Origin of the sequence: Xanthomonas sp. Leaf148 (genome assembly GCF_001423585.1) — a bacterium.
Lineage (GTDB): Bacteria > Pseudomonadota > Gammaproteobacteria > Xanthomonadales > Xanthomonadaceae > Xanthomonas.
Map to the genome: position 1 here is coordinate 200,367 of NZ_LMOP01000001.1, position 17,253 is coordinate 217,619.

At 65.3% G+C, this 17,253-nt stretch carries 15 protein-coding genes, 1 other RNA gene and 1 pseudogene; 10 read left to right on the forward strand and 7 right to left on the reverse strand.

Annotated features, from left to right (window positions below; all coding sequences use genetic code 11):
- Window positions 1-11: 11 nt before the first annotated feature.
- The gene (locus tag ASF90_RS00805) at window positions 12-590 is read left to right on the forward strand and encodes an NAD(P)H-dependent oxidoreductase (protein ID WP_055844571.1); all 579 of its coding nucleotides are present in this window, start codon (window positions 12-14) and stop codon (window positions 588-590) included.
- Between the two features lie 443 nt (window positions 591-1,033).
- Here ASF90_RS00805 and serS read toward each other — a convergent pair whose 3' ends face one another.
- Entirely contained in the window at window positions 1,034-2,314 is a 1,281-nt protein-coding gene (gene serS, locus ASF90_RS00810; protein WP_055844574.1) for a serine--tRNA ligase, read from the reverse strand.
- A 111-nt stretch (window positions 2,315-2,425) separates the two neighbouring features.
- Between serS and ASF90_RS00815 the strand changes: the two genes are divergently transcribed.
- The 3 genes from ASF90_RS00815 to ASF90_RS21105 all read left to right on the forward strand — a co-directional run bounded on the left by ASF90_RS00815 (window position 2,426) and on the right by ASF90_RS21105 (window position 4,052).
- Window positions 2,426-3,091, forward strand: coding sequence for an energy transducer TonB (locus ASF90_RS00815; RefSeq protein WP_055844576.1), 666 nt, complete (start codon window positions 2,426-2,428; stop codon window positions 3,089-3,091).
- Window positions 3,092-3,447: 356 nt separating this feature from the next.
- Window positions 3,448-3,915: an energy transducer TonB gene (locus ASF90_RS00820; protein ID WP_055846177.1), complete on the forward strand. Its 468-nt coding sequence runs from the start codon at window positions 3,448-3,450 to the stop codon at window positions 3,913-3,915.
- A 61-nt stretch (window positions 3,916-3,976) separates the two neighbouring features.
- A non-coding RNA gene (locus ASF90_RS21105) (sX9 sRNA) lies at window positions 3,977-4,052 on the forward strand.
- A gap of 23 nt (window positions 4,053-4,075) precedes the next feature.
- Here ASF90_RS21105 and aroA read toward each other — a convergent pair.
- The 3 genes and pseudogenes from aroA to serC form a co-directional block, all read right to left on the reverse strand.
- Window positions 4,076-5,359, reverse strand: a pseudogene (gene aroA / locus ASF90_RS00825) (3-phosphoshikimate 1-carboxyvinyltransferase); the annotation flags it as partial.
- 113 nt (window positions 5,360-5,472) lie between these two features.
- Window positions 5,473-6,696, reverse strand: a complete 1,224-nt coding sequence (pheA, locus tag ASF90_RS00830; RefSeq protein WP_055844582.1) for a prephenate dehydratase — start codon at window positions 6,694-6,696, stop codon at window positions 5,473-5,475.
- A gap of 66 nt (window positions 6,697-6,762) precedes the next feature.
- Window positions 6,763-7,848 (reverse strand): 3-phosphoserine/phosphohydroxythreonine transaminase, encoded by a 1,086-nt coding sequence (gene serC, locus ASF90_RS00835; RefSeq protein WP_055844585.1) that lies wholly within the window; start codon window positions 7,846-7,848, stop codon window positions 6,763-6,765.
- Window positions 7,849-8,024: 176 nt separating this feature from the next.
- Between serC and msrP the strand changes: the two genes are divergently transcribed.
- Together msrP and msrQ are read left to right on the forward strand one after the other, a co-directional pair.
- Window positions 8,025-8,993, forward strand: a complete 969-nt coding sequence (gene msrP / locus ASF90_RS00840; RefSeq protein WP_055844587.1) for a protein-methionine-sulfoxide reductase catalytic subunit MsrP — start codon at window positions 8,025-8,027, stop codon at window positions 8,991-8,993.
- A 143-nt stretch (window positions 8,994-9,136) separates the two neighbouring features.
- The gene (gene msrQ / locus ASF90_RS00845) at window positions 9,137-9,793 is read left to right on the forward strand and encodes a protein-methionine-sulfoxide reductase heme-binding subunit MsrQ (protein ID WP_055844589.1); all 657 of its coding nucleotides are present in this window, start codon (window positions 9,137-9,139) and stop codon (window positions 9,791-9,793) included.
- On the opposite strand, the gene ASF90_RS00850 is transcribed toward msrQ, so the two are convergent.
- Window positions 9,735-10,544: an FHA domain-containing protein gene (locus tag ASF90_RS00850; RefSeq protein ID WP_055844591.1), complete on the reverse strand. Its 810-nt coding sequence runs from the start codon at window positions 10,542-10,544 to the stop codon at window positions 9,735-9,737. The genes msrQ and ASF90_RS00850 overlap by 59 nt on opposite strands.
- A 263-nt stretch (window positions 10,545-10,807) precedes the next feature.
- Between ASF90_RS00850 and ASF90_RS00855 the strand changes: the two genes are divergently transcribed.
- The 3 genes from ASF90_RS00855 to ASF90_RS00865 all read left to right on the forward strand — a co-directional run bounded on the left by ASF90_RS00855 (window position 10,808) and on the right by ASF90_RS00865 (window position 13,310).
- Window positions 10,808-11,083, forward strand: coding sequence for a polyhydroxyalkanoic acid system family protein (locus ASF90_RS00855; RefSeq protein ID WP_055844595.1), 276 nt, complete (start codon window positions 10,808-10,810; stop codon window positions 11,081-11,083).
- Between the two features lie 161 nt (window positions 11,084-11,244).
- On the forward strand, window positions 11,245-11,805 hold the full coding sequence (locus tag ASF90_RS00860; RefSeq protein ID WP_055844598.1) for a phasin family protein: 561 nt from the start codon (window positions 11,245-11,247) through the stop codon (window positions 11,803-11,805).
- Between the two features lie 503 nt (window positions 11,806-12,308).
- Window positions 12,309-13,310 carry a restriction endonuclease gene (locus tag ASF90_RS00865; protein WP_055844601.1) on the forward strand — a complete coding sequence of 334 codons (1,002 nt, stop codon included), beginning with the start codon at window positions 12,309-12,311 and terminating at the stop codon, window positions 13,308-13,310.
- A gap of 515 nt (window positions 13,311-13,825) precedes the next feature.
- Here the strand turns inward: ASF90_RS00865 and hutC are convergent.
- Complete coding sequence (hutC, locus tag ASF90_RS00870) at window positions 13,826-14,563, reverse strand: histidine utilization repressor (protein ID WP_055844604.1); 738 nt, start codon at window positions 14,561-14,563, stop codon at window positions 13,826-13,828.
- A 42-nt stretch (window positions 14,564-14,605) separates the two neighbouring features.
- A complete protein-coding gene (locus tag ASF90_RS00875; RefSeq protein WP_055844607.1) occupies window positions 14,606-15,976 on the reverse strand; it encodes a formimidoylglutamate deiminase in 1,371 nt (456 codons plus the stop codon).
- Window positions 15,977-16,036: 60 nt separating this feature from the next.
- Here ASF90_RS00875 and hutI point away from each other — a divergent pair, with 60 nt between their 5' ends.
- A complete protein-coding gene (gene hutI, locus ASF90_RS00880; RefSeq protein WP_055844611.1) occupies window positions 16,037-17,242 on the forward strand; it encodes an imidazolonepropionase in 1,206 nt (401 codons plus the stop codon).
- Window positions 17,243-17,253: the final 11 nt, after the last annotated feature.

Below are 17,253 nucleotides of genomic sequence, written 5' to 3' on the forward strand. Positions count from 1 at the left end.
AGGTCTTCGCCATGAAGCTGCTCCATCTCGATTCCAGCGCCCTGGGCGCCAACTCCATCAGCCGCGAACTCAGTGCCGCCGCCGTCGCCCAGCAGCGCCTGCTGCACCCGCAGCTGCAGGTGACCTATCGCGATCTGGACCAGGAGCCGCTTCCGCACCTGACCGGGCGCTCGCTGGCGCAGGCCGACGCAACCGAAGCGGCGGCGGCCGAACAGGCGATGCAGCAGTTTCTGGAGGCAGACGTCATCGTGATCGGCGCGCCGATGTACAACTTCGCGATCCCCTCCACGCTCAAGGCGTGGATCGACCGCATTGCGGTTGCCGGGCGCACCTTCCGCTACACCGCAACGGGGCCGGAAGGACTGGCTGGCGGCAAGCGCATCATCATCGCCAGCGCACGCGGCGGCATCTATGCCGACCCGACCAACGATTTTCAGGAGCCGTACCTGCGCCAGTTGTTCGGCTTTCTGGGCATCGACGACATCACGTTCGTCCGCGCCGAAGGCGTGGCGTATTCGCCAGAGCATCGCAGCAATGCGCTTGCGCTGGCGCTGGCCGAGTTGCAGCAACCGGCAGAAGCCGTGGCCTGAGCACGCAGGCTTTGTGCGGTTGGGATTGGGGAGTCGGGGTGGGGATTGGTAATAGCCAATTCCCGATAAACCATCGGATCCGTTGTGACACATCTTCCAGCACCGCACGTCACGCTGAGTGTCATCCTGCTATTGCGCAGTGATGGCGTGGGTGTTCGTGCACCACGCTGGCATTGTGCCCTTGCACGCGATGAGCGTTGTGCGCCTTAGCCGGTGTGGGCTGCTTGTGGGGATAGTGCCGCCTGCACAAAAAACGGGACCATCGCTGGTCCCGTTTTTTGTACGTTTTTCTTGCCTGTGGCGGCGACATGACGTGCTACCCGCGCGGCAGGGTCAAGAAACCAGACTCCACCTGAGAGCGCAGCGCTGGTGCCCAAAACCATGCGACACATGACGCATGTCCTTCGGCCGACGCCGAGCGCTGCAAGCCCGATGCAGGCGTTTCAGCCGATGCGTTCCAGCCCGCCCATGTACGGGCGTAGCACCTGCGGTACATCGATCGAGCCATCGGCGTTCTGGTAGTTTTCCATCACCGCGATCATCGCGCGGCCCACCGCAGTGCCGGATCCGTTGAGCGTGTGCAGCAGTTCCGGCTTTCCGCTGGTCGGGTTGCGCCAGCGCGCCTGCATGCGACGGGCCTGGAAATCGCCGCAATTGGAGCAGGACGAAATCTCACGATAGGTGTCCTGCGACGGCAGCCAGACTTCCAGATCGTAGGTCTTGATCGCAGCAAAGCCCATGTCGCCGGTGCACAGCAGCACCTTGCGGTACGGCAGGCCCAGCTGTTCCAGCACCACCTCAGCGCAGCGCGTCATGCGCTGATGCTCGGCATCGCTATCTTCCGGCGCGCAGGCAGTGACCAGTTCCACTTTTTCGAACTGATGCTGGCGGATCATGCCGCGCATATCGCGACCACCGCTGCCGGCTTCGGCACGAAAGCACATCGAATGGGCGGTCATGCGCAGCGGCAGCCGCTCGGCATCGACGATTTCGTCGCGCACGATATTGGTGAGCGGCACTTCGGAGGTCGGGATCAGATAGCGGCGCGATTCGCCCACTTCGGTCTGGAACAAATCGTCTTCGAACTTCGGCAGCTGGCCGGTGCCGCGCATCGACTCGGCATTGACCAGCAGCGGCACATTGGCTTCTTCGTAGCCGTGCGCGCCGACATGCAGGTCGAGCATGAACTGCGCCAGCGCGCGATGCAGGCGCGCGATCGGCCCGCGTAGCACGGTGAAACGGGCGCCCGACAACTTGGCGGCGGTTTCTCCATCCAGCCAACCGTGCGGCGCGCCGAGTTCCACATGGTCCTTGACCGCGAAATCGAAACTGCGCGGCGTGCCCCAGCGCGACTGCTCGACGTTTTCGCTCTCGTCCTTGCCCAGCGGCACATCGTCGGCCGGCAGATTGGGCAGCCCGAGCGCGATGGTTTCGAGCTTGGCGCGGATCACGTCCAGCGCTTCTTCCGAGGCCTTGAGCTCGTCGCCGAAACCGGCCACTTCAGCCATCAGCACGGCGACATCTTCGCCCTTGGCCTTGGCCTGCCCGATCGCTTTGGACTTGGAATTGCGCATGCTCTGCAATTCCTGCGTGCGCACCTGAATCCGCTTGCGCTCGCTCTCCAGCGACTCCAGTTCCGCAGTGTCCAGGGAGAAACTGCGCGTGCTGCGCAGGCGCTCGGCAAGGTCGGCGGGATGTTGGCGAAGCAGGGCCGGATCTAGCATCGGAAGTCTGTGTGTCGGTAGGAAGCACAAGATTATCGCCTGTTCCGCCATCTGCTGCGATCGATTCACCGGGGCTATGCCAGAATTACCGCGATCCTTCAGGTGAGCCCTATGCCCGCGCCCCGCCCTGCGTCCGATCGCCAGATCGTCCTGCGTCTGCCCCGCCACACCCTGAAAATTGCCGGTATCGCCTTCGGCGCCGGTCTGCTGCTGTTCCTGCTGGTGTGGGCAACTGGCCGCAAGGACGACTTTTACAAAGCCTCCCCGGCACAGCCGACGGCCGGCACGCCGGCCGCAGACGACACCATTCAACCGCTGCCGGCACCGCTGCCCGCCCAGGACGGCGCCAGCGACATGCCGCAGGCCAAGCCGCCCGAAGAGACGCCAACCCTGGTGGAGACCGCACCACCGGCCCCACCCGCGCCGGCTCCGTTGCCGGAAAACGCCGCGCCCGGTGCGCCCGGTACTGCAGCGCCCTCCAACGCGCCTGTCGCAGGCGGCAACCGCCCGGTCCCCATGCAGGGCCAGATGCCGCCGCCGCGCTATCCGTCGGCAGCACTGCGCCGTGGCGATGCCGGCGATGTAGTGGTGCGTGTGGATGTGGACGCGGCCGGCAATCCGGGCGGTGTGACCCTGGTCCAGCGCAGCGGCTCGCGCGATCTGGACCGCGCGGCAATGGAGGCGGTACGCCATTGGCGCTTTCACCCGGCGCAGCAAAACGGCCAGCCGGTGGCCGGCAACCTGGATATCCCGTTCGAGTTCAAGCCGGCGCAGTGAGCGCGGCTAACGCGCTGGATGACGACCCAGGCGCAGGCAACCGCAGGCGTCTGCAATTGATTGTGATGTAAGGGAATGCATGGCACTGCTTGCGCAAACGGCGGCAGCACAGCAGCGCTATCGTCGTCGCAAAGCTGAACACCTACAGCGCAACGACCGCCTGGCAGACTCCCGCCTTAGCTGCGCCTCAGGCAGCGCCGACCAGACTGATTGCGTCATCCCAAAGATGCGCCAGGAGGCCGGCCATGTCCTTCATCTCGAATCCCTCTTCACACCACGCGCCGTCGCTGTCTCGCCGCACCGCTGCAGCGTCCGGACGCGGGCAGGACGTGGAGCATGACGGCGCCTCGCCCTGGCTGTGGGCGACGCTGATCGCCTTGTTGGTGGTCGTCCCTACGTGGTGGTGGGCCCGCCATGGGGACGAGTCGTTCGCCACCGACACCCGCGTCGCGCCTGTCACGAGCCGGCAAATTCTGCCCAGCACCGATGGCCCACGCGCGATGACCATGATTCCGCATCAGCCGGTGCGCGCGGCGGTCAGCAGCGTGGATGCGAAGCCGCTGCCGGGCAACGCGATGCCCAGCTACCCGGCAGCGATTGCACGCGCCGGCATTCAGGGCAGTCGCACCGCCCGCCTGCAGCTCGACATGCAGGGGGAAGTGCGCCAGGTAACCATCGTCGACCGCAGTGGCAGCAACGATCCGCGTCTGGACGCAGCGGTGATCGACAGCCTGCGCCAGTGGCGCTTCGAACCGGCCACGCGCGACGGCCACGCGGTGGTCAGCAGCGTGCAGGTGCCGGTCGAGTTCAGCCCAGAGCGCTAAGAGCAGCGAACAAAACGACGGTGCTCACCGCCAGACAGGCGCGGCCGGTGATCGGTTCGGCATGCGCCGTTCGTCCACTGCGGTTCCTCCGCGCCGTCCACACCCAGCTGACAACTGCTCGCTACGTTTTGTTTTCAGCGCTAAGCGCAAAACCGGCGCCCTGCGCCAGGGTGTCGAAATCCGGGAACGACGTGGCGACGTTGGCGATGTCGTTCACCTGCACGGTGCCGGTCGAACGCTGGCCGGCAATGGCGAACGCCATCGCAATGCGGTGATCGCCGTGGCTTTCGATCACGCCACTGCCGATCGCGCCACCATGAATCGTGGCGCCATCCTGGGTTTCATCGACCTGCACGCCGAGAGTGCGCAGGCCGGTGGCCATGGCGGCCAGGCGATCCGACTCCTTGACCCGCAGTTCGGCCGCGCCGGTAACCACGGTCTTCCCGTTTGCAGCCGCGGCGGCGACGAACAATGCAGGGAACTCGTCGATCATGTCCGGCACCAGCGCTTCGGGGATCTGCGCACCGTGTAATGGCGCGTAGCGCACGCGCAGATCGGCCACCGGTTCGCCACCGTGTTCGGCATGGTTTTCCTCGGTGATGTCTGCGCCCATCAAGCGCAGCGCAGCCAGCAGTCCGGTACGACGCGGGTTCAAGCCCACTGCGCGCAGCACGACTTCCGAATCGGGAATGATGCTGGCGGCCACGATGAAAAATGCTGCCGACGAAAAATCCGCCGGTACTGCGATGTCGGTCGCACGCAAGCGCTGGCCGCCGCGCAGGCGCGCCTTACCCGGTGAGAACGCAATCTCCACGCCAAACGCAGACAACATGCGCTCGGTGTAGTCGCGCGTGGGGTGCGGCTCGGTCACCGAGGTCTCGCCCTGCGCATACAGGCCTGCCAGCAGCACGGCCGACTTGACCTGCGCACTGGCGACCGGCGACACAAAGTCGATGCCGTGCAATGCCTGACCGCCGTGCACATGCAAGGGCGGCGTGCCATCGTTCTGCGTCTCGATCTTCGCGCCCATCTGCGCCAACGGGCCGGTCACGCGCCGCATCGGCCGCTTGGACAAGGACGCATCGCCGACCAGAACGCTGTCGAAGCGCTGCGCGGCCAGCAGGCCGGCGAGCAGACGCATCCCGGTGCCGGCGTTGCCGCAATCCAGTGCCTCGGTGGGCGGCTGCAAGCCGTCCACGCCGACGCCATGCACGATGCGCTGCGATGCCGACGGCGTTTCGATCCGCACGCCCAGCGTGGCGAAAATGGCTGCGGTGGAGCGCGTGTCTTCGCCTTCGAGAAACCCGTCGATCTGCGAGATGCCATCGGCCAGTGCGGCAAACATCACCGCACGGTGCGACACCGACTTGTCGCCGGGAATGGCCAACGTACCGCGCAATGCGCTGCCCTGCTGCGCGATCCAGTATTGCGTGCTGCTGCTCATGCGAATGATCCGATTGCTGCGCCGCCGCCATGCAGGCGATGCGCTTGGTATAGAGATGGCAGCACCGTCATCGCCAGAGCGGCGGCGCGCCAGTTGGGTAGGTGATCGAGCGCTTAGGGAATCGCGACCGGATACGAGCCCAGCACCTTGATCTGCGCCGAATGCGCTTCCAGCTCGGCCAGTGCCTGCTTCATCGCCTCGTCTTCCACATGGCCGACCAGATCGATGAAGAACCCATATTCCCACTTGGCCTGGTGCGAGGGCCGCGACTCGATGCGATTCATGCTGATGCCGTGCCGCGCGAACGGGCTGAGCACATCGAATAGCGCGCCCGGCTTGTCATGGATGAACACCAGCACCGACGTGCGGTCGTGCCCGGACGACGGGAAGATCTGCCGGCCAATCACCAAAAAGCGCGTGGTGTTGTCGTCGTCGTCTTCGATCGACTTCATGATGACTTTCTTCAAGCCATACACATGCGCCGCACTCTCGCCACCGATGGCTGCAGCATCTTCGGCATTGCGTGCGCGCCGCGCGCCTTCGGCATTGCTGGACACCGCAAGCTTCTCGACCTTGGGCAGGTGCGAGCGCAGCCAACCGGCGGTCTGCGCGAAGGATTGCGAATGCGCGTAGATGCGCTCGATGTCTTCCAGCCGGCCGTTGCGCGAGAGCAGGTACTGATGCACGCGCAGTTCGACTTCGCCGCAGATTTTCAGGTTGGAAGTCAGAAACATATCCAGCGTGACCTGGATGGTGCCCTGCCCCGAATTCTCTACCGGCACCACGCCGAAATCGGCGTTGCCTGCTTCCACTTCCTGGAACACTTCTTCGATGGTCGCCATCGGCAAGCCTACCGCCGAGCGACCGAAATGCTTGAGCACGGCTTGCTGGCTGAAGGTCCCTTCCGGGCCGAGGTAACCGATCTTCAACGGCTCCTGCTGGGCCAGACACGCGGACATGATTTCGCGATACACGTGCACAAGCACTTCATCGCTGAGCGGGCCTTCGTTGCGGTCTACCACCATGCGCAGCACCTGCGCTTCGCGCTCGGGGCGGTAGTAATCCACCGCTGCGGCGAGCTTGCCCTTGGCCTTGCCGACCTGATGGGCAAAGTTGGCGCGCTCGGCGATCAATTCCTGGATGTTGCGGTCGATCGCGTCGATCTTGGCGCGCACATCGGCCAGCACCGGTGCGGCGGCGGCCGGCTTGCCGATGGCTTTGTCCGGTTTGGTCGCGGGCTTGGCCACCTGTTTGGTCGCCGATGTGTCCGCAGACGTGCGCGCTGCTTTGGTCTTGCTGCCCTTGGCAGCAGTGGGTTTATTGGACTTGGGAGCCATCGCTGGGCATTCCTTGAGAAACGGCGCAAGCGCCTGCGCGGCCTGCGCCGCGGTCGAAGTTGGAACTCAGCCGTGACGCTGCTGAAAATCGTGCATGAAAGCCGCCAGCGCTTGCGCGCCAGCCACCGGCATGGCGTTGTAAAGCGAGGCGCGGATGCCGCCGACGGCTTTGTGGCCCTTCAGTGCCAACAGACCGGCGGCCTTGGATTCGCTGACGAACAACGCGTCCAGCTGCTCATTCGGCAGAAAGAACGGGATGTTCATGCGCGAGCGCACCGCCGGCTTGATCAGGTTGCGATAGAAGCCGCCCGAACCATCGATGACGCCATACACCAACGCGGCTTTCTCGGCATTGCGACGCGCGAACTCTTCCACCCCGCCCTGCTCCAGCATCCACTTCACGGTGAGCCCAAGCAGGTACCAGTTCCAGGTCGGCGGGGTGTTGAGCATCGAATCGCGCGCGGCATGCGAGCCGTAGTTGAAGATGTCCGCACGCGATTGGCCGGCGCGCTCCAGCAGATCGCGGCGCACGATCAGCACCGAAATGCCGACCGGGCCCAGATTCTTTTGCGCACCGGCGTAGATCAGCCCGTAACGCGAAATGTCCAGCGGCTCGGACGCAATCGACGAGCTGAAATCGGCGAACAGCGGCAAGGTGCCGACATCCGGCGTGTCGCGAAACTCCACGCCATGGATGGTCTCGTTGGCCGTGATGTGCACGTAGGCCGAGTGCGGCGACAAGGTCCAGCTGGCCACCGGCGGGATGTCGACAAACCCATCTGCCTGCGCGTCTGCGGCAATGCGCGCATCCACGTACGGCGCCGCCTGCTTGATCGCGGTCTTGCCCCAGTGCCCGGTGATCACATAATCGGCGGCCTGCCCGGGCGCGGCGAAATTCAACGGCAACAGTGCCTGGATGGTGGTGGCGCCACCGGCGGTAAACAGCACCGCGTAGTCGTCGGGAATCGACAACAAACTGCGCAGATCCGCTTCGGCCGCGGCCGCGACCGCCATGAAATCGGCGCTGCGGTGGCTGATTTCCACGATCGAGGCGCCAACGCCGTTCCACTCGACCATCTCCGCCTGCGCCTGCCGCAGGACCGATTCCGGCAATGTCGCAGGGCCGGCACTGAAATTGAACGCGCGTGTCATGGCACACCTTGTCGAGCTAGCCTTCTAGTATGCCGCAGCGCATCGGGCTTGGCAGCGGGCAAAAAAGTTGCAGCTGCATCCTTTTGGCTGAGCATCACGTAACGTGGTAATTGCCACGGGACGAACTTCCGCCCCGGTGGGCTACTCTCACGCTGCAGCCACTGCCGGAGCCTGCCATGTCGTTTCGCGATGCTTTCAAACTGCCGTCCAGCGAGATCACCGATGAGTCCGTCTACCGCGACCGGCGCCGGCTGCTGCAGCTGTTTGCGCTGACCCCGGCACTGGGCATTGCCGGATGCGCCGAGGCCGACCCGCCTCCACCGCCCAAGACGGTGGTGACGCCGGCGCAGGCGCGTAGCGGCTTCCGCACCACCGAAGAATTGACCAAGCTGGAAGACGTCACCAGCTACAACAATTTCTATGAGTTCGGCACCGACAAGACCGATCCGTCGAAGGCCGCCAAGACGCTCAAGCTGTCGCCGTGGTCGGTGAAGGTGAGCGGCGAATGCGAAAAACCCGGCAGCCTGTCGCTGGACGAAGTGCTCAAGGGCATCACGCCGGAAGAGCGCATTTACCGGCTGCGCTGCGTGGAAGGCTGGTCGATGGTGATCCCGTGGACTGGCGTGCCGCTGGGCGAGGTGCTCAAGCGTTTTGCGCCGACCTCCAAGGCCAAGTACGTGTCCTTCACCACCCTGGCCGATCCGCAGCAGATGCCTGGCGTGCGCTATCGCTCGATCGACTGGCCTTATCGCGAAGGCTTGCGCATCGATGAAGCGATGCATCCGCTGACCTTGCTAGCCACCGGTCTGTACGGCAAGCCGTTGCCACAGCAGAACGGCGCGCCGTTGCGTCTGGTGGTGCCGTGGAAGTACGGCTTCAAGAGCATCAAGTCGATTGTGGAGATTCGCTTCGTCGAAAAGATGCCCGAGACCGCCTGGCACGATCTGCAGCCGTCGGAATACGGCTTCTTTTCCAACGTCAACCCGGCGGTGGACCATCCGCGCTGGAGCCAGAAGACCGAGCGCCGCATCGCCGGTACCGCCAGCAAGTTGTTTGCCGAACGTATCGCGACCAAGCCTTTCAACGGCTATGCCGATCAGGTGGCATCGCTGTATGCGGGCATGGACCTGAAGAAGTGGTTCTAGTCCGGCAACCGTCAGCGTGACATCCACCGCGTAGGAGCGCACCGGGGCGCGACGGGCATGACCAGCAAAGCCCATCGCGCCCGGGTGCGCTCCTACGATGCATGTTAATGCCCGCGCGGCATCGCTCCCCTCTTCGAGATCGCATGGCCAAGACCTCTGCTTCCCTGATTGCCGCCAAGGTGGCGGTGCATGCCGCCGCACTGACGCCGATCGCCTTGCTGGCCTGGCAGTTCTGGCAGGTGTGGCAGACCGGCAGCGATGCGCTGGGCGCCGACCCGGTGGCCGAGATCGAGCACCGCACCGGGTTGTGGGCGCTGCGCTTTCTGTTGATTACGCTGGCGATCACGCCGCTACGCCAGCTCACCGGCCAGGCCGTGCTGATCCGCTTCCGGCGCATGCTGGGGCTGTACGCCTTTTTCTACGCCAGCGTGCACCTGACGGTGTACCTGAGCCTGGACCTACGCGGTTTCTGGACGCAGATCTTCGAAGAGATTCTCAAGCGCCCCTACATCACCGTGGGCTTTGCGGCGTGGTTGCTGTTGCTGCCGCTGGCGATCACCTCGACCCAGGGCTGGATGCGTCGACTCAAGCGCAACTGGGGCCGCCTGCATCAGCTGATCTATCCGATCGGCGTGCTGGCCGTGCTGCACTTCTGGTGGCTGGTGAAGTCCGATATCCGCGAGCCGGCGCTGTATGCCGGCATCCTCGCAGTCCTGCTGGGCTGGCGGATCTGGAAGAAACTCAGCGCGCGCCGAACCACAGCAAGGCGCTCAGCGCCGCCGCCAGCAACACCGCGCTGAGCAGCAACCACGGCCAACGCGCCACCTTCATCGGCGCGCGTGCCGGCTCGCTGATGGCACGCGGTGGCAGCGGCGGTTCGGAATCGGGAATGTCCCAGGTAGTGCCGTGATGGATGCGCGGCACTTCCACCACGAAGCGGTGGCGGGCATCGAACACGACCTGGTCGCCGGCCTGCAGCCAGCCATCGCGCACTTGCACGCCGTTGATCCAGCTGCCCTCTTCCGACCCCAGATCGCGGATCAGCACACGGTCGCCGTGACGCTCGAGGCGCGCGTGCTGCGCGGCAAAGGCAGGGTCGTCGATAACGATGTCAGACGCCGGGTCGCTGCCGACCAGGCGCGAGCGGTCCAGGGTGAAGCTGCGCCCGTGGTGACGGCCGCCCAGCCCACGTAACAGCAAGCAGACTTCGCTCAGGCCGGCATCGTCTTCCGGCACATCGTTGGCCGGTGCGCTGGAGGGCGCACTGCGCAACAGCATCTCTACGCCGTCGGCATAGATCGCATCGCCGGGGCGCAGCAACGCCATGCGCCGCACCGGGCGCCCGTTGACGTGGATGCCGCGGATCCCGTTGGCCACCTGCAACCACAGCCCGCGCTGGTCCAGGCAGAACTGCGCCAACAGCAGCGCCCCCTGGGCGTCAGCCACCACCCGCACGCTGCCGGAGGCATGACGGACGATCCGGTGGACGCCGGGCTTGAGGGAATGATCCGGCTGCTGCCGGTGAGTGAAATGAACTTGCAGGTCGCGCACCCGCCGCAGCCTAGCAGGTTTGCTCGCGCCAGCGGCCAACAACCGCGGCCTCATTCGTTGGATGCCAGCACGCTGCGCCGTCGGTGCCCGGCTTATAGAGATCCCATGCCCAAGCGTTCGAGGTGCAGGCATCGCCGCTCACCGTGCGTCGCCGTGCAGTCGCTCTGCTCGCCAGTGCGGCTTCGTTGCGCACCGCCGCACTTGGAGCCAGGCGCGCGCATGCGCACAATGCGCGACTCCTTATCGTCTTACCCAGGCAGCTCATGTCCAGCATCGATATCCGCCACGACCATTCCCTGCCGCCGGCACAGGCCCGCGCGGCGATCGACGAGGCGGCGCGCAAGCTGACCGATCGCTACGGAGTTGCCTCGCACTGGGAAGGCGACACCTTGCGCATCTCCCGCGCCGGCGTGGATGGCGCAATCGCGCTGCTGCCGCAGCAGGTGCATGTGACGGCCGAGCTTGGCTTCCTGCTGTCGGCCGTGCAGCCGATGGTGGAATCGGAAATCCGTCGCCTGCTCTCTGAAAAGCTCGCCTGAGCGAGCGCGGGCGCCGTTGCTGCTTCAGCGCCAAGTCACCCGCCCCGCACGCGATGGGCGGATGCTTGGGCCAGGCCGGTCGGGCGTCGCTTCACCTGCCCGATGCAGGGCCGGCACTAGGGTGAACGTAACGTCACTTTGGCAATCGACAGGAGCATCGCATGACGACCGGATACGATCAGAACGGTAACCGCGACACCACCGCGTCGGGCTTCCAGGCCCAGGCAGAGCAGATTTCGCGGCGGCTTGGCGAGTCGGCGCAGACCGTGTGGCTAGCCGGACTCGGCGCCCTGGGCCGCGTGCAGAGCGAGGGCGGCAAGTTGTTCGACTCGCTGGTGCGCGAAGGCGCCGCCTATGAGCGCACCGGGCAGCGCAAGGCCGCCGACAGCGTGGACGAGCTGCGCGAGGAAGTGGAAACCCAGTTCGAGCAAGCCCGCGATACCGCCGTACGCGGCTGGGACAAGCTGGGCAAGGCGTTCGACGACCGCGTCAAAGGCGTGCTGCGCACGCTCAACATTCCCGAGCAGGACGAACTGGAAAACCTGCGTCGCGAAGTCGAATCGTTGAAGGCACAGGTACGGGCCAACACCGCCGCCGCCAAGCGGGCCAACCGCACCGCCAATCAGGCAGCGCAAGCCGCCAGCAGCGACGCGAGCGGTACAGGCGCATCGACAGGTCACACGTCAGCGACCGGCAATCCTGCTGCGTTCGACGGGGAATAAGCCTGACCACCGCGGGTGGTAGCGAAATCTGACGCGTCCCAGCGGCGGATGTATTCCGGTCGCAATCGGGTCTGCACGTGGGTTGCCCGTGCAGACCTTGAAATGTGGATCGTCTGTGGGCCGTTAGCGCCACTGAGACGTCTTCACGCGTTCTTGGGGCGGACGTTGACTGGCTCAAAAACGGGCTGCCCCATTGCACACGATGTTGTGCGAGCAGTGTCAGTTCGACGACGTTAGACACGCTTGCACGCGATTGGTTGGTCAATCGCCACATCCCGGCCCGATGTTGCAAAGCAACATTATTTTTCAGACAATCGGGATGGACCCGCCAGTCCTGTACCACGAAGTCCGTTTGCTCCCCTCCCCTCACGGCTTCGGACTGGCGGGTCTTTCGTTGTCTGGGTCACGCCTCGCGACATCCCCGCCTGCGATCCATTGACGAAACCTGCGCGAAGGATTCTTCTAGGCGTACCGATTCGTTATACGCGCCATACCTTCGCTTGATGCTTATGCCTTCCTGGATCTTGGCGCTCCTGGCTGCACTGCTGCTCTGGCTTGCGGTGTCCGCTTACTTCTGGCTGGTGCGACGCCGCGCCAACGAAACCGACGCTGGCATACGCGCCCTAGCGGCCATGCATTGGCGCGATTTTTCTGCCGTGGTGCTACGGGTTCTGCAGGACCAGCGCGGCTGGCAACCAACCCAGCTGCCGCAGGACGGCCTGCCAACCGCCGACTTCATGATGCAGACCGATCAAGGCACCCGCCTGGTGGCCTGCAAGCATGGCCGCGGCTATCGCATCGGCGTGGCGGCGGTCAACGAGCTGGGGGCGATGGCACGGCTGGCCGGTGCGGGCGGCGGCATGATGGTGACCGAGGGCCGCATGGAGCGCGAAGGCTTGGCGGCCGCAGAAAAACAGTCCATCGAAGTCCTGGATGGCACGCGGCTATGGCCCTTGCTCAAGCCGTATCTGCCCGGCGATGTGGAAACCGGCGTGGTGAACACGGCACGGCGACGGGCGATCCGCCACAGCATCATTGCCGGCGCGGCACTGGCCACACTGGCGCTGGTCGCGGTGCTCGCGTTGCGCCCGCCCGAGCCGGCACCGGCACCGGCGCAGACCGTTGCTGCTCCGCGTGCAGGAACTGCTGCAGCACCGCGTACGCCACCCGCGACCACGTCGCCAGTGGACGCCTCGCCCACTGCAGCGTCGACGACGTCGATCACCCCGCCACCCGCAAATACGGCAGAGCCGGACGACGCAACGCTGCAAGGCTATCGACGCGAGGTGTCCAAAACCTTGGCGCAAACACCGGGCTTGGTGCGTGGCATCTGGATCACCCAGGCAACGCTGGCGGTGGATCGCACTGTGGAAGACAGCGCGGCGTGGCCATTGATCTGCAAAGAGCTTGAGCGCTACCCCTACCTGCGCACGGTCCGCGTGCAGCTCAATCCCCGCCCGGGGGTGGACGAGCCGGTGCGCTGGCGGCAATGCACCACGATCTGATGCGTTGCGCCTGATGGTGGGTGACGACGAGCGAACTGCGTCGCGCGACTGCACATGGCGGTTTGCTGTGGGCTCGACTGGGTCGAGACGACAATCGTGTTCACGATCAACTGCAAGCTCGTGCAGCCCTAAGCACGATCAGCTGCAAGCTCGCGATGTCGTGCCGCAGATGTGCCGGCTGACTACCTGCAGCCATTGAAGTCACGATCCGCTGTAAGCCGATCAAGCCGAAACAGCAGTCGTACGCACGATGAGCCGCAAGTCTGCGGTGTCCTGAAGCAGAGGTACCGGCCGACTGTATGCAGCCATCGCAGTCACGATCTTGCAGAAGCCCGATGGTGCGATACACGGATTCCCCGGCCGACGACGCGCGGTATTTCGCGTCCGATCTGCAGCGTGATGGCAGCCGCCGATAAGCGCTGGTAACCATGCCTGCTACACGTCGCTATCGATCTCGCCACCATCAGCAACAGCACCGTTACCGACGTCTAACTCAAGCGTTCCAGCGCCAGCGCTCAGCGCATTCCGGGCGCGAACCGCGCCACCAGATCGTACGAGCCACCCAGAAACAACTGGCGAACGTAGGTCACTGGTTGATCTCCACGCCAGGTGTGGCGGTCGATCACCAGGCACGCCGCACCTTCGTTGACCTGCAGGCACTTGGCTTGCGCTGCGTCGACGCTGACCGCACTGATGCGGTGCTCGGCGCGCGTCCACGGCACGTTGCGCAATAGCCAGCTCCCGGGCGCCACATCGGTGAACGTCTGCGCCAACGCATCGGGCACGGTGGTCACATCGATCACGCGCTGCTCCAACGCGAACGGGCTGCCGTCTGCCAGATGCACGCTATCGAGCGCCAGCAGCTTGCCGGTGCTGCCCAACGCGCGCTCCTGCGGCACGCGCTGGCGCACGTTGCGCAGCCGGCGCGATAACAGCGAAAACGTGTAGAGATGACCGCGTGTGGTCATTTCCACTTCGATATCCGGGATCGAGAGCGCCACCTGCTCCAGATGCGGATGCGGCCGGGCGACGAACGAGCCAGTGCGGCGGCGGCGCTCGATCATGCCGGCATCGGCGAGCAGGCCGAGCACTTTGTTGACGGTCATGCGCGAGCAGCCGTACTGCGTCATCAACTCGTGTTCGGGCGGGATGCGATGGCCGGGCGGCCAGTCGCCGCTATGAATCCGTTGCTCGATATCCTGCCGGATGCGGTGATGCAAGGTACCGGGCGCGGCGATGGGGGTAGCGGTCAAAGCTGCGGTCTCCGGTCAGACCTGCATTGTGCGCGCATCGGCTCAATTGCCGAGCACTGTTCGCAAGACTCCGGCAAAACGCGAGGCAATGCGTGCGCGATCGACATGCTGCCCATCGCACACCACATGGCGCCCGCCACGCCAGACGTGCCGCACGGCAGTGGCGCGTGCGGCAAACAGCCAACTGTCCAGCACTGCGTTGTCGCTGCGTGCGAGCAAGGCCGGATGGTTGGTATCCAGTTCCACCAGATCGGCTACGGCGCCGACCCGGATTCCGTGCTGCGCGACACCCAGCGCCTGCGCCGCGCCGTCGCCCGCCCTTTCGTACAACCAGCGCCCGCTCGAAACGTCGGCAGGCGCCAGCACATTGCGCGCCTGCAGGCGCAGCCGCTGGCCGTATTCGAGCAGGCGCAGTTCTTCGGCCGCATCGATCAGCACGTTCGAATCCGAACCCACGCCAAAGCGCCCGCCAGCCGCAGCGAATGCCTGCATCGGGAACAGCCCGTCGCCCAGATTGGCTTCGGTGATCGGGCACAACCCGACCACCGCGCCACTGTCGGCAATCGCCCGCAGCTCGCTGGCATCTACATGCGTGGCGTGCACCAGACACCAGCGCGCCGCCACCGGTGCGTTGGCTAGCAGCCATTGCACCGGACGCTGGCCCGACCAGGCCAGGCAGGCGTCGACTTCGCGCTGCTGCTCGGCGATATGGATATGGATGGGGCCATCGGTGAGCGGCACCAGCGCCGCCAGTTGCTGCGGCGTGACCGCGCGCAAACTGTGCGGCGCCAGCCCGAGCACGGCATCCGGCAACGTCTTGAGACTGTGCCTGCAGTCCTCGAGCAGGCGCGCAAACCCATCGATGTCGTGGATCAGGCGCTTTTGCGCGGCGCTCGGTGCAGCCCCGCCGAAATCCGAGTGCGCGTAGAACACCGGCAACAAGGTCAACCCGATGCCGGTACTGGCGGCCGCAGCGGCGATGCGCTCGGACATCTCACCGGCATGCGCGTACGGCACACCGCTGACGGTGTGGTGCAGATAATGAAATTCGCCAACGCGGGTGAAGCCGCTCTCCAGCATTTCCACATACGCCTGCTCGGCGATTGCCTGCAGGCTGTCCGGGTCCAGCCGGTCGACGAAGCGGTACATCAGCTCGCGCCAGCTCCAGAAACTGTCGCCGCTGCGTCCGCCCACTTCGGTCAGGCCGGCCATACCGCGCTGAAACGCATGGCTGTGCAGGTTGCCCAGGCCAGGCACCAGCACCTCGGCACGCGTATCGGTGGCGGCGGCGGCCGCATCGGTCTGCACGGTGGCGATGCGCCCCTGCTCCAGCGTGATCCGCACACCGTCCGCCCAGCCACTCGGCAACAGGGCCCGCGCTGCCCACAACGCTTGTACCGGTTGATCTGCCACTGGACACCCTCGATTGACGAATCTATTGTATATACATATCAGACACCACGAGCCTGCGCCATGCATTGCGACGTTCTCTGGCACAACGCGCAGCTGATGACCCTGGACGCCGCCGACGGCGGGCTGGGCATCGTGACCGATGGCATGATCGCCTGTCGGGACGGCCGCATCGTGTATGCCGGCCCGGCAGCGCAGGCACCGACGTTCGAAGCCGACCTTACATATGATTGCCAGCGGCGCTGGATCAGCCCGGGCCTGATCGATTGCCACACCCATCTGGTGTATGCGGGCAATCGCGCCAACGAATTCGAACAACGCCTGCGCGGCGCCAGCTATGCGCACATCGCCGCGGCCGGTGGCGGCATCGTGGCGACCGTGCGCGCCACCCGCGCCGCAGACGATGCCGCGTTGCTCGCCGCCAGCCTGCCGCGCCTGGATGCCATGCTCGCCGAGGGCGTGACCACGCTGGAAATCAAATCCGGCTACGGGCTCACGCTGGAGGACGAAACCAAGCAACTGCGCGTGGCGCGCCAGCTCGCAACCCTGCGTCAGGTGGAAGTGGTGCCGACCTTTCTCGGCGCGCATGCGGTCCCTCCGGGGAGCGATGCGCAGCAGTACATCGATGCGGTCTGCACGCAGATGATTCCGGCAATTGCATCGCAGGGGCTTGCCGAAGCGGTGGACGTCTTCTGCGAACACCTGGCGTTTTCGCCGGCGCAGGCCGAACAGGTGTTCGTCGCCGCGCAGGCACAGGGCTTGCGCGTCAAGATCCATGCCGAGCAATTGAGCAACCAGCACGGCGCGGCACTGGCGGCGCGCCATGGTGCGTTGTCGGCCGACCATATCGAGTACCTGGACCAGGCCGGCGTCGATGCGATGGCCAGCGCCGGCACCGTGGCGGTGTTGCTGCCCGGCGCGTTTTATTTCACCCGCGATACCCAGCTGCCGCCGATCGATGCGCTGCGCGCGGCCGGTGTGCCGCTGGCGTTGGCCACCGATTGCAACCCAGGTACTTCACCGCTGACCAGCCCGTTGCTGGCGATGAACATGGCGGCCACGTTGTTCCGCATGACGGTGGACGAATGCATCGCCGGATTCACCCGCGAAGCGGCGCGTGCGCTGGGCCGCAGTGCGCGACTTGGCCGGCTGCGCGCCGGCATGGACTGCGACCTGGCGATCTGGGACATCGACGCGCCGGCCGACCTGGTCTATCGCATGGGCTTCAACCCTCTTCATGCCCGCATCTGGCGCGGGCATTCGACCTGATCGACTCTGGA